The sequence below is a fragment of the Azospirillum sp. Marseille-Q6669 genome, assembly GCF_965111635.1.
The window spans coordinates 15,279-27,455 of sequence record NZ_CBCOOP010000003.1 but is presented as its reverse complement, the minus strand read 5'-3'; the positions used below and the strand labels follow the sequence as shown (position 1 = coordinate 27,455).

12 protein-coding genes are annotated in these 12,177 nt (G+C 69.0%); 6 read left to right on the top strand and 6 right to left on the bottom strand.

Annotated features, from left to right (window positions below; genetic code table 11):
- Positions 1-7 precede the first annotated feature (7 nt).
- The 3 genes from hemN to ACWPXE_RS17490 all read left to right on the top strand — a co-directional run bounded on the left by hemN (position 8) and on the right by ACWPXE_RS17490 (position 2,663).
- Entirely contained in the window at positions 8-1,411 is a 1,404-nt protein-coding gene (gene hemN / locus ACWPXE_RS17500; RefSeq protein ID WP_454018808.1) for an oxygen-independent coproporphyrinogen III oxidase, read from the top strand.
- 158 nt (positions 1,412-1,569) lie between these two features.
- Positions 1,570-2,190 (top strand): glutathione S-transferase family protein, encoded by a 621-nt coding sequence (locus tag ACWPXE_RS17495; protein WP_454018807.1) that lies wholly within the window; start codon positions 1,570-1,572, stop codon positions 2,188-2,190.
- Positions 2,191-2,198: 8 nt separating this feature from the next.
- Entirely contained in the window at positions 2,199-2,663 is a 465-nt protein-coding gene (locus ACWPXE_RS17490) for a protease complex subunit PrcB family protein (protein ID WP_454018806.1), read from the top strand.
- Between the two features lie 118 nt (positions 2,664-2,781).
- Here the strand turns inward: ACWPXE_RS17490 and ACWPXE_RS17485 are convergent, their stop codons facing one another.
- The 3 genes from ACWPXE_RS17485 to ACWPXE_RS17475 all read right to left on the bottom strand — a co-directional run bounded on the left by ACWPXE_RS17485 (position 2,782) and on the right by ACWPXE_RS17475 (position 6,426).
- Complete coding sequence (locus ACWPXE_RS17485) at positions 2,782-3,675, bottom strand: ABC transporter permease (protein ID WP_454018805.1); 894 nt, start codon at positions 3,673-3,675, stop codon at positions 2,782-2,784.
- Positions 3,672-4,637 (bottom strand): ABC transporter permease, encoded by a 966-nt coding sequence (locus tag ACWPXE_RS17480; RefSeq protein ID WP_454018804.1) that lies wholly within the window; start codon positions 4,635-4,637, stop codon positions 3,672-3,674. The genes ACWPXE_RS17485 and ACWPXE_RS17480 overlap by 4 nt, the downstream gene beginning before the upstream one ends.
- A 127-nt stretch (positions 4,638-4,764) precedes the next feature.
- Complete coding sequence (locus ACWPXE_RS17475; RefSeq protein ID WP_454018803.1) at positions 4,765-6,426, bottom strand: peptide ABC transporter substrate-binding protein; 1,662 nt, start codon at positions 6,424-6,426, stop codon at positions 4,765-4,767.
- 193 nt (positions 6,427-6,619) lie between these two features.
- On the opposite strand from ACWPXE_RS17475, the gene ACWPXE_RS17470 reads away from it, so the two are divergent.
- Entirely contained in the window at positions 6,620-7,399 is a 780-nt protein-coding gene (locus ACWPXE_RS17470; protein ID WP_454018802.1) for an enoyl-CoA hydratase-related protein, read from the top strand.
- Positions 7,312-8,952: a DHA2 family efflux MFS transporter permease subunit gene (locus ACWPXE_RS17465; RefSeq protein WP_454018801.1), complete on the top strand. Its 1,641-nt coding sequence runs from the start codon at positions 7,312-7,314 to the stop codon at positions 8,950-8,952. The genes ACWPXE_RS17470 and ACWPXE_RS17465 overlap by 88 nt, the downstream gene beginning before the upstream one ends.
- 42 nt (positions 8,953-8,994) lie before the next feature.
- Here ACWPXE_RS17465 and ACWPXE_RS17460 read toward each other — a convergent pair whose 3' ends face one another.
- Positions 8,995-9,240, bottom strand: a complete 246-nt coding sequence (locus tag ACWPXE_RS17460; RefSeq protein ID WP_014239362.1) for a hypothetical protein — start codon at positions 9,238-9,240, stop codon at positions 8,995-8,997.
- Between the two features lie 423 nt (positions 9,241-9,663).
- Between ACWPXE_RS17460 and ACWPXE_RS17455 the strand changes: the two genes are divergently transcribed.
- Positions 9,664-10,554 (top strand): LysR family transcriptional regulator, encoded by an 891-nt coding sequence (locus ACWPXE_RS17455; protein WP_145625596.1) that lies wholly within the window; start codon positions 9,664-9,666, stop codon positions 10,552-10,554.
- Positions 10,555-11,029: 475 nt separating this feature from the next.
- On the opposite strand, the gene ACWPXE_RS17450 is transcribed toward ACWPXE_RS17455, so the two are convergent.
- Together ACWPXE_RS17450 and ACWPXE_RS17445 are read right to left on the bottom strand one after the other, a co-directional pair.
- The gene (locus ACWPXE_RS17450) at positions 11,030-11,356 is read right to left on the bottom strand and encodes a hypothetical protein (protein WP_454018800.1); all 327 of its coding nucleotides are present in this window, start codon (positions 11,354-11,356) and stop codon (positions 11,030-11,032) included.
- 163 nt (positions 11,357-11,519) lie between these two features.
- Positions 11,520-12,035 (bottom strand): hypothetical protein, encoded by a 516-nt coding sequence (locus ACWPXE_RS17445; RefSeq protein ID WP_454018799.1) that lies wholly within the window; start codon positions 12,033-12,035, stop codon positions 11,520-11,522.
- Positions 12,036-12,177 lie beyond the last annotated feature (142 nt).

The following is a 12,177-nucleotide window of genomic DNA, read 5'->3' as shown; positions in this document are numbered from 1 at the left end:
CCCCGCCATGAACGCGATCTCCCCCGTGGCCTGCGCCACCGCCCCGACCGCCCCGCTGAACGCCGCCCTGCTCGCCAAGTACGACGGGTTGCGGGTGCCCCGCTACACCAGCTACCCGACGGCGCCGCACTTCACCGCCGCCGTGGGGGCGGAGCGCTACGCGGACTGGCTGGCGGAGCTGGACACGGCGGCCCACACAGGGTCGCTGTACCTGCACGTGCCCTTCTGCGCGAAGATGTGCTGGTACTGCGGTTGCCACACCAAGATCGTCGCCCGCTACGCTCCCATCGCCGAGTATCTCGGCCATCTCCGGCGCGAGATCGGCATGGTCGCCGACCGCATTTCCGGACGGCTGCGGGTGCGGCACATCCATTTCGGCGGCGGCACCCCGACCATGATGGCGCCGGACGACTTCGAATCGCTGATCGCCCTGCTGCGCGAGCGCTACGACGTGACGGCGGACGCGGAGATCGCGGTGGAGATCGACCCGCGCACCCTGACCCGCGAGATGGCCGAGGCGCTGGGCCGCGCCGGGGTCAACCGCGCCTCGCTGGGCGTGCAAGACTTCGACGCCGGGGTGCAGGCGGCCATCAACCGTATCCAGCCGCGGGAGCAGACCGAGCAGGCGCTGGAGTGGCTGCGCGCCAACGGCATCCGCCACATCAACCTCGACCTGATGTACGGCCTGCCCGGCCAGTCGGTGGAGAGCGTCGCCCGCTCCGCCGAAATCGCCCTGACCATGGCGCCGGACCGGCTGTCGGTCTTCGGCTACGCCCATGTGCCGTGGATGAAGTCCCACCAGAAGAAGATCGACGAGTCGGCGCTCGCCGGCACGCTGGGCCGGTGGGAGCAGTTCGCGTCCATCGCCGGGGTGCTGACCGACGCCGGTTTCCAGCCCATCGGGCTCGACCACTTCGCCAAGCCCGACGACGAACTGGCCATCCAGCAGGCCGAGGGGCGGCTCAGCCGCAACTTCCAGGGCTACACGACCGACGACGCGGAGGTGCTGCTGGGCTTCGGCGCGTCCTCCATCGGGGCGCTGCCGCAGGGTTACGTGCAGAACGCCGTTCCCTTCGACCAGTACGCCCAGGCCGTCGAGGCCGGACGGTTCCCGACCGGCAAGGGGCTGACGCTGACCGCCGACGACCGGCTGCGCCGCGACCTGATCGTGCGCCTGATGTGCGACCTGTCGGTGGACGTCGGCGCGGTGGCCGAGGCCCATGGGCTGGCCGCCGGGACCTTCGACGCCGACCTTGAGGCCATGGCCGATCTGGTGGGCGACGGGGTCGCCGTGGTGGAGGGCCGCCGCGTCCATGTGCCGGAACCCGCCCGCCCGCTGATGCGCATCGTCGCCGCGCGCTTCGACACCTATCTGTCCACCGGCGCCGGGAAGCACAGCCGCGCGGTGTGAGCGTGATCCCCCTGTGACCGGCAGGAAAAGGATGTGATCGGCAGGAAAAAGGACGCTTTTTCCTGCCTCTGGCCTTCCGCGCGCAAATCGGCGAAACTGACGCCTGTTGAACATCTTTGCGGACGCGGCAAAGGAACAGGCTCCAGGGACGGGCACCGATGATCACGCTCTACACCTTCGCCTCGCCGAACGGGCAAAAGGCTTCGATCCTGCTGGAAGAGCTGGGTCTCACCTACAAGGTCCACAAGGTCGACCTCGTGGCCGGCGAAGGCCGTCAGCCCGACTATCTGGCGGTCAGCCCGATCGGCAAGATCCCCGCCGTCGTCGAGGATCTGCCCGGCGGCAGGAAGCGCCGCCTGTTCGGGTCGGGGGCCATCCTGCTGCACTATGCGGAGCGCACCGGCCGCCTGCTGCCCGAGGACGAGGACGAGCGGGCGGAGGCGATGAGCTGGCTGATGCTGGGCGTCAGCGACCTCGGCCCCTCGGGCTTGAGCAAGTTCCGCTTCGCGGTCATGGCGCCGGAGAAGATCCCCTACGCCATCGACTATTTCAAAGGCGAACTGCAGCGCATTCACGCCGCGATGGAGGAGCGTCTGGGCGGGTCGGACTATCTGGCCGGCGCCACCTACTCCATCGCCGACATCGCCTGCTTCCCCTTCGTGGCAGTGGCCGCCAAGGCGGAAGGCAACGTGCTGGACCGCTACCCCAACCTGAAGCGCTGGCACGACGCGGTCGCCGAACGCCCGGCGGTCAAGCGCGGCATGGCGGTGCCGGAGTGAGCCGCTGCATGAACCGCCCGACCGCCGGCTTGCTTGCCCTCGCCGTGACGCTTCCCCTTCTCGGCGCCTGCCAGACCGCCCCGGACGGGACGGAGACGCAGGCCCTGCTCCCCGCCGACGCCGATCCCGGCACCTATTGGCAGGGCGATCGCAGCCAAGCTTACGAGCGCGCTTATGTGGTCGCCCGCAACCCGCAGGAATGGAACGATCTCTGGGCCCGCGTCGGCGAGGCCGCGCCGGGGCCCCTGCCCGGCGACCGCATGGCCGCGGCGGTCTTCCTCGGCCCGCGCGACACCGGCGGCTACGGCGTGTCCATCGTCAGCGCGCGGGCGGCGGGCGGCGATGTGGTCGTCGGCTACCGCGAGCGGGTTCCGGGTCCGGCCCAGGCGGTGGCGCAGATGCAGACGTCGCCTTATGCGGTGCGGTTGATCCCGATGGCGGCTGGGGCGGCGAAGTTTCAAAGGGAGAAGTGAGGGGCCGGTTGCGTATTTCCCCCACCCCAGCCCTCCCCCGGGCGGGGAGGGAGCTTGAGCCTTCTGCGATTGTCTCCTCCCCGCCCAGCGGGGAGGGTTAGGGTGGGGGCACCAATGACTACCGCTTCCCCACCACCCGCGGGTCCAGCGCGTCCTGCAGCCCGTCGCCCAGCAGGTTGACGGCAATCACCGTCAGGAAGATCAACAGCCCCGGCCACACCGCCAGCAGGGGCGCCGTTCCCACCAATTCCTGCGCGTTGGTCAGCATGTTGCCCCAGGAGGGCAGCGGCGGCTGGATGCCCAGCCCGAGGAAGCTCAGCACCGACTCCAGCAGGATCACGTTGCCGACCGTCAGCGTCGTCGCCACCACGGCGGGGGCGGCGACGTTCGGCAGGATGTGGGCCAGCATGATGCGGCGGCTGCCCGCCCCCATCGCCACCGCCGCCCGCACATAGTCGCGCCGCCGCGCCGACAGGGTGGCCCCGCGCACCAGCCGCGCCACCGTCGTCCAGCCGAACAGCGCCACCAGAACGACGATGCGCAGCAGGCTGGCATCCTCCGCCCCCGCCACCTCCGGCGGGATGCCCAGCCGCGTCAGGTCGATGGCGCCCAGCACGATCAGCAGCGGCAGCAGCGGCAAGGCGATCAGCCCGTCGGTGACCCGCATCAGCAGATCGTCGAGCCGCCCGCCGAAATAGCCGGCCAGCAGCCCGATCCCCGTGCCGATGACGGCGGAGGCCAGCGCCGCCGCCACGCCCACGAACAGCGACACCCGCCCGCCGTAGAGCAGCCGCACCAGAACGTCGCGCCCCAGTTCGTCCGTGCCCAGCGGGTGCAGGGCCGAGGGCGGGCCGAAGCGGTCGAGCAGGCTGATGCCCGTCGACTCCACCCCCAACCAATGTTCCACCCAGGGTGCGGCGGCCGCCGCGACGGCCAGGACGAGCAGCAGCAGGGCGCTGACCACGGCCAGCCGGTGGCGGGCGAAGCGCCGCAGGAAACGCCCCGCCCTCACGCCCCGTCCCCCTTGAAGGAGATGCGCGGGTCCAGTCCGGCGTAGGCGGCGTCGGCCAGCAGGTTGCCGGCCAGCGTCGTCAGCGTGGCGAACAGCAGCGCCACCAGCGCCACGTTCAGGTCGTTGCCCATGATGCTGTCGTAGATCAGCTTGCCCATGCCCGGCCAGGCGAACATCGTCTCGGTCACCAGCGCGCCGGAGAAGAGGGCGCCGAACTCCAGCGCCACGATGGTCACGATGGGGATGGTCGCGTTGCGCAGCGCGTGGCGCCAGACCACCCGCCCCTCCCCCAGCCCCTTGGCGCGGGCGGTGCGGACGTAATCCTGGCGAAGCTCCCCCATCATCGCGGCGCGGACGTAGCGCGTGTAGCCGCCGATGCTCGCCAGCGTCAGCGAGGCCACCGGCAGCACGAGGTAGGGCAGCCGCTCCCACCAGCCCTCTCCCCCCACCGGGCCGAGCCCGGAGGCGGGCAGCCATTGCAGTTCCACCGCGAAGAGCAGGATCAGCAGCAGCGCCAGCCAGAAGGCCGGGACGGAGATGCCGGCGAAGCAGAACAGGTTGATGGCGTTGTCCGCCCAGCCGTAGGGCCGCCGCGCCGCGTAGACGCCGAGCGGCAGAGCCACCGCCAGGGTCAGCGCCATCGCCGCCCCGAGCAGCAGCAGCGTGTTGCCCAGCCGCGGGAGGAGAATCGTCAGAACCGGCTGCGCGTAGAGCCGCGAGAAGCCGAAATCCCCCATCAGCGCCGCCTGGAGCCAGTGTCCGTAACGGTCCAGCAGGGGCTTGTCGAGGCCGTAGAGCGCCTTCAGCCGCGCCGCATCGGCGGGCGTGGCGCGCGGGTTGCCGGCCAGCATCATGTCCACCGGATCGCCCGGCATCAGCGTCATCAGCACCGTGATGACGAAGCTCATCAGCAGCAGGACGACCAGCGCCTGGAGCAGGCGGGAGGCGAGGAAGCGGGTCATGGTTCCCCCTCCCCAGCCCTCCCCCGCTTCGCGGGAGAGGGGGCCAACTTTCCCTCTCCCGCGAAGCGGGGGAGGGAGGGACCCACGCGCAAGCGTGGGAGGGTGGGGGCAACCACCCGCGACACCCTCACTCCTTCGCCTTCCACGTCTCGATCCACAGCGTGCTGGAATCCAGATGCCCGGTCGGCACCACGCCCTCCAGCCAGGGCGGCAGGATGAACGGATCGGCGCGGAAGAACAGCGGCAGGTTCGGCAGGTCCTGCGCGTAGAGCGTCTGAAGCTTCGCCCACAGCGCGCGGTTGGCGTCGGGCTCGCAGACATGCTCCAGGTCTTCCAGGACCTTGTCCATCTCCGGGTTCCGGTAGCCGGTGTAGTTCTGGCCCGCCCAGTTGTTGGCCTCCGTCGGGATCATGCTGGAATGCAGGATGGTGCGCGGGATGTTCTCCGGCGCGCTGATCCAGGCGAACAGCGCCATCGACTTGAAGCGGCGCTTCTCCAGCGTGTCGCCGAACAGGACGCGGGCCGGCTCGTTGACGATGCGCACCTCCACCCCGGCCTGCCGCCATTGCGCCTGGAGCACCTGCTGCAGCACCTCGCGGGAGCGGTTGCCGGCGGTCGTCATGATCTCCAGCGCCAGCCGCTCCCCCTTGGCGTTGTGGCGCACCCCGGCGCGCCGCTCGCTCCAGCCCGCCTCGTCCAGCAGCCGACCGGCCAGCGCCGGGTCGAAGGCATAGGTCGGGTAGCCCGGCGCGTGCACGCGGTCGAGCGGGCTGATCTCGTTGTGGGCGACCGGCTGGCGCCCGTCGTAGAGCTGCTTGGAGATCGCCTCGCGGTCGATGGCGTGGAGCAGCGCCCGGCGCACCCGCACATCGGCCAGAGCCGGGTTGTCGAGATTCAGCTCGACATGCTCGAAGAACAGGCCCGGCTTGTAGAAGACGTTGTAGCGGCTGCCGTGCCGCTTCTCGAAGGCGAGCACCTGGTCGAGCGGCAGGCCGGTCTCCCCCGGCACCATGTCGACCTGCCCGGCAAGCAGGTTGGCCTCCAGGGCGGCGGTGTTCTCGATGGACTTCACGATCACCCGCTTGAAGGCCGGCTTCGCCCCCCACCAGGTCGGGTTGGGCTCCAGCACCACATGGCTGCCCGGCTCGACCTGGGCGATGCGGTAGGGGCCGAACCACAGGCCGGGATTCGTCGTGTCGGTCTCGTATTTCGAGCGGTTTCGGTAGGTCGCCGGGTCGGCCTCGAACACCGCGCGCTCCAGATGGGCGGGCAGGATCTCGAAGTCGTTGATCTCGGCGTAGCTGCACACCGCCTTGTCGCGATGGATGGTGAAGGTGCGCTCGTCCTTGGCGTCGATCGCCACGATGTCGCGGGCGAACAGGTCGAAGTTGCTGTAGCCGCTCTGCGGGTGCTTGCCCACCGTCCAGGTGAACAGCACGTCCTCGGTCGTCACCGGCGTGCCGTCGCCCCAGGTCGCCTTGGGGTTGATGGTGTAGGTGACCTTGATGCCCTTCTTGCCGTCGGCCCGCGTCTCGACCTCCGCGGTGCCCTTGTCCAGCGCCGGCAGCTCGGTGCAGAGCAGGCAGGTCAGACGCCAGTCGGGATCGTAGGCGGTGAAGGGCCGGCGCACCATGGACAGGACGTAGCTCTTCGCCATCATCGCTTCCATGGAGGGGTGCCAGTTGGACGGGAACTGGGTCATGCCGATCACCAGCTCGTCCTTCGCTGCGAAGGCGGGCGAGCCCATGGGGGCGGCGGCCAGAGCGGCGGCCAGGGTGAAAGCGGCCAATCCCGTTCGCGCCAATCCCGTTCGCATCGCGGCGTCATCTCCGTCCGGTGAAGTCCCGGCTACGAACTATGGGGACCCGCAGCCCCGCGGTCCAGAGTGGAAGCAGGCTTTGCGAAGTCCTTGACGGATCGGGGGCGCGGGTGTTTGTGGTCTGCCCCATACGCAACCGAATGGATGGGGAGTCCGACACGCCATGGCCGGCACCGTGACCCTGACGCGCGACGGCGTCGTCGCCACGCTGACGCTCAGCAACCCCGACAAGCTGAACGCCTTCGACAAGCCGATGTGGCTCGCGCTGATCCCGCTGCTGCGCCAGCTCGGCGCGGACGACACGGTGCGCGCGGTGGTGCTGCGCGGGGCCGGCGGACGCGCCTTCAGCCCCGGCGCCGACATCTCCGAGTTCGAGACGGAGCGCAACAGCCCCGAACAGGGCGCCGACTACGGCGTGCTGATGGACGAGGGGCTGACCCTGCTGCGCGACCTGCCGCACCCGACGCTGGCGGCCATCCAGGGGGCGTGCTGCGGCATCGGGCTGGCCGTCGCGCTGGCCTGCGACCTGCGGGTCTGCACAGCGGGGAGCCGCTTCGGCGTGCCGGTCAGCCGGCTCGGCATCTCCATGGCGCTGCCGGAGCTGAAGCTGCTCCACGACATCGCGGGCGGCCCGGCGGCGCTGGAAATCCTGCTGGAGGGCCGCGTCTTCGGCGCGGACGAGGCCAAGGACAAGCGGCTGGTCCACCGCCTCGTGGCCGACGAAGCCTTCGAGGCCGAGATCGCTGCGACCTGCGAACGCATCGCCGGGGGCGCCCCGCTGGCCGCCCGTCTGCACAAGCAGTTCGTCCGCCGCCTGTCCGACCCCGCCCCGCTGTCGGAGGCGGAGATCGCCGAATGCTACCACTGCTTCGGCACGGAGGATTTCCGCGAGGGCTACCGGGCGTTCCTGGAGAAACGCAAGCCGGTCTTCAAGGGGCGGTGAGGGGCCGCGCATGCCAGGGTTCGCGCCATAGCGGTGGTTTCCGGACGGGGAAGTCCAGATTGGGAAAATTGCCTCCCCGTCCCACCGCCCCATCCCCCGCCATGCCTTCCGCCATGCCCCGCGCCACCCGCTACATTCCCTTCATCATCGCCTGCGCCCTGTTCATGGAGAATCTGGACGCGACGGTGATCGCCACGGCGCTGCCGGAGATCGCACGGTCGATGGGCGAGGACCCGCTGCGCCTCAGCCTCGCCATGACCTCCTACATGCTGGCGCTGGCGGTGTTCCTGCCGGTCAGCGGCTGGATGGCCGACCGCTACGGCACGCGGACGATCTTCGCGGCGGCCATTGGGGTGTTCACCGTCGGCTCGATCCTCTGCGGCCAGGCGGACGGGCTGTACGAGCTGGTGGGCGCGCGCATCGTCCAGGGGCTGGGCGGGGCGATGATGGTGCCGGTCGGGCGGCTGATCCTGCTGAAGACCGTGCCCAAGGAGAAGCTGGTCGCCGCCATGGCCCAGATGACCCTGCCGGCGTTGATCGGCCCGGCGCTGGGGCCGCTGGTCGGCGGCTTCATCGCCACCTACGCCTCCTGGCGCTGGATCTTCTACATCAACGTGCCGATCGGGCTGATCGGGATCGCGCTGGTGCTGACCCTGATCCCCAACGTGCGGGAGACCGAGCGCGACCCCTTCGACGGCCGCGGCTTCATGCTGAGCGCGCTGGCCCTGGCCGCGCTGATGTTCGGGCTGGAGAATGTCGGCCGCGGCGTGCTGCCGCCGGTCGCGGTCGCCGGGGTGCTGGGGTTGGGCTTCGCCGCCGCGTGGCTCTACCTGCGCCATGCCCGAGGGATGGAACGGCCGGTGCTCGACCCCTCGCTGCTGCGCCTGCCGACCTACTTCGCCTCGGTCATGGGCGGCACGCTGTTCCGCATCGGCATCGGCGCCGTGCCCTTCCTGATGCCGCTGATGCTGCAGGTCGGCTTCGGGCGCACGCCCTTCGAGTCCGGAGCGCTGACCTTCGCCGGGGCCGCCGGGGCGCTGACCATGAAGGCGCTGGCCGGCCCCATCCTGCGCCGGCTGGGCTTCCGCCAGGTGCTGACCGCCAACGCGCTGCTCAGCGGCCTGATCCTGGCGAGCTACGCCGCCTTCCGGCCCGAGACGGCGCACTGGGTTATCCTGGGCGCGCTGCTGATGGGCGGCTTCTTCCGCTCGCTGCAGTTCACCGGCCTGAACAGCCTGGCCTACGCCGAGGTGCCCAAGGAGTGCCTGAGCCGCGCCAACACGCTGGCCAGCGTGATGCAGCAGGTCTCGCTCAGCCTGGGCGTTGCGGTCGGGGCGACGGTGCTGCACCTGACGCAGAGCGTCACCAGCGGCCCCGGTGCCGCGCTGACACCCACCGACTTCGTGCCGGCCTTCCTGACGGTCGGAGGGATGGCCTGCGTATCGGCCCTGTTCTTCCTGCGGCTGCCGCCCGACGCCGGCGCGGAGATCAGCGGCCACCGCGCCCGCGCGCGGGCCAAGGAACCGCCGCGCGCGCTCGAAGCGGCCGACTGAACCCCAACCGGATCGGCCGCAACCGGATCAGATGCAGCCGGGTCAGCGGTCTTCCCAGTCCGGCTCGTCCGCCTTGAGAAGCTCCAGGAGCCGGGCGACCCGGCCCGAGGGGGGATGCCGCGTCGCCTCCCCCATGTAATCGTCGGCGCCGGTCCAGCTGGTGGCCTCCATCAATTCGGCGGGCGTCGCGCCCGTGCCGATGATGCTGGCGATGCGCATATCGTCCAGGCGCCCGCAGATGTCGATCACCTGATCGCGGGTGAGCGCCGGCTGATGCTGATCGGGCATTCGGAACCCCTCCTTCCCAAATCCGCGTCACACCCGATTTGCGGCCCATCCGACGCCCGGCGCAACGGCGCAAGGGTAGAAGCCCCGCAGCAACAAGAGGGAGGTGCCTTCCCAGGGGTTGCCGGCCCGAGTCTCCCAATCCTGCGCCGGGTCTCGATTATCGTCCGAGCAAATCCAGCGCAGCGAAGTCGTCCTTCGGTTGCGGGAACGGCAAAAATCCCACAATGCGGGATAAACAAATGTGCGCTCTTCGCAGCACAACGGAAAATTCTTACCAAGCTTGGCTCTTTTTCGTGCGGTGGGCCTTTGGTTGGGGGTGCGTTCGCCGCGCGTTCCCGGTATAAATGAGCATGGCGGCTATGCGCCGTCTTCAAGAATGAACGGGAGGCTCCCCGCCAGGGCGCGGGCAGCAAGACAGGCATGATGGACTGGGACAAGCTTCGGGTCTTCCACGCCGTGGCCGAGGCTGGAAGTTTCACGCACGCCGGCGAGACGCTGAACCTCAGCCAGTCGGCGGTCAGCCGCCAGATCAGCGCGCTGGAGGAGAGCCTCGGCGTGCCGCTGTTTCACCGGCACGCGCGCGGCCTGATCCTGACCGAGCAGGGCGAGCTTCTGCACCGCACCGCCCGCGACGTCTTCGCCAAGCTGTCGATGACCGAAGCGATGCTGACCGAAAGCCGGGAGCATCCGAAGGGTCCGCTGCGCGTGACCACCACGGTGGCCTTCGGCTCGACCTGGCTGACCCCGCGCGTCAACGAGTTCCTGTCGATCTACCCGGACATCCAGCTCACCCTGCTGATCGACGACAACGAGCTGGATCTGGCGATGCGCGAGGCGGACATCGCCATCCGCATGAACACGCCGCGCCAGCCCGACCTGATCCAGCGTCACCTGATGTCGGTGCATTTCCATCTCTACGCCCATCAGGACTATCTGAAGAAGCGCGGCGCCCCGAAGATCCCCGCCGACTTGGACGGTCACGACATCGTCGCCTATCCGCCGGACGTCCGCGCGCCCATCGCCAACGTCAACTGGATCAACGAGGTTGGCGATCCGGCGCCGGGCGCGCGCAAGCCGATCCTGCAGGTCAACAGCATCTACGCCATGTACCGCGCCGTGGAGAGCGGCCTGGGCATCGCCGCCCTGCCCGACTTCCTGGTGGACGGCAGCAAGGAGTTGACGCGCGTCCTGCCCGATGTGGACGGCCCGAAGGTCGACGCCTACTTCGTCTATGCCGAGGAACTGCGCCATTCCAAGCGCATCGCGGTGTTCCGCGACTTCCTGGTGAAGAAGGTGGCGGAGTCGGCCTTCTGACCCAGCCCAGCCTTTGAGCAGACACCATGTTTGCCTGTTATTGATGCAAAGGCGCCCGGTGAGCCATGCCGGGCGCCTTTCTTTTTGTACGGATTGTACCGAAACCCGTCTCGCATCTTTGCAATCCGGTTGCCGTTTCCCGTGCGAGGCCACCTGCCCTTCAGCACCATACGCATCCGCACGCCAATTTCTCACGTCTCTTCAAGCCCTTACAAGCTATGCGGTTCTCGCATGGCCGAATTGGATATTTGGGGATGGAATCCTTTGGGCAGAATGGTCAAATCTTGGGCGTTGGATGTTGCGCCGCAGCATCCGGCGTTTCGTCCCGGAAGCCCGCTTCCGGGGTTGGGTCCTCGGACCCAGCGTCTCCCAGACGTGAAGCCTCCCTGTTCAACTCGCCGCTAGCCCACTGGGTTAGCGGCAGTTTTTTTGTCGGGATGGCACCTGTGGGCACAGGATGGGAGGAACCGACGCGTTATCGGACGTCGGGAAGCCGGGCACCCTCACGCGCGTAGATCTGGCGCGGCGCGCAATATTCATCGAGTTGCACCACCACGGCTCCAGGTTGGCTGTTCAAGCCCACCCAGGCATCGTAGCCGACGATGTCCCCCGGTATGTTGCGATACAGGCCGTAGGCAAGATAGCGGACGTCGGACACCGGTATCCGCACCCCGGCGAGGGAGGAGGCGACGGCCCCGTTGCAGCGGTTCGGGCTGAGCCGATCCAGGGCGCTCACCGCGCCGGGTTCGGGGGCGGCCTGCGGCGGCGGGCTAAGCCCGGTGCAGGCCGCTACAAGAACCACCGACGCGACGGCTCCACCCCGTTGGAACGCCCGGAGGCACTCCGCCCTTCCGACTGTTCCGCCCATCATCGGATCATCCTCCTGCACGCCGCTCCCTCGTCCCCTCGGATCAACAGGCAGGAGGACGTCCTGTGCCGGGGCGCCAACCCACGGCCAGAGCGCCTCAATCCACCACTTTGATGCCCTTGGGGCGGTTCGTCTCGGTCGGCAGATGATCGGCGGACAGGACACGCTGGTAGGTGCCGTTCGTCTGCACCATCACGCGCTGGCCAGGACCGAAGATCGGCTCGTTGGTTGCCTGCTCCTGCACGATGGTGATCGTGCGGCCGGTGGCGAGCGTCACCACATATTCGATCCCGGTGCGGTCCGAAATCGCCTGTTCGGCCACGGCGCCGGCCACGGCGCCCACCAGCGCACCGCCCAGGATCGCCGCCACGTTGCCGGAGCCCTTGCCGACGTTGGACATCGCCAACCCGCCGGCAGCGCCGCCGACCAGCCCGCCGGCCCCCGTGTTCTGCCCCTGGATGTCCACCGGACGGGTCGCCATCACGGTGCCGAACTCGACCGAGGTCGCTTGGCCGACATCCCGGTAACTGTAGCGGTTCTGGCTCTGGCCGGCACAGGCGCCGAGCGACAGGACCGTCAGACCCAGCATCGCCACAGCCAGACCACGCTTCATCGATCGGCTGTGTTTCGTTTCTTTATCAAGGAAGGACATCGCACCCTCATGCACGCACAGCGCGGCGCCCCGAACCGGGCGCCACCGCCGCGAGCATGGGCGGGCAGCGGGCCGTTGTCCATGCGAGAATACGTCATTGCGG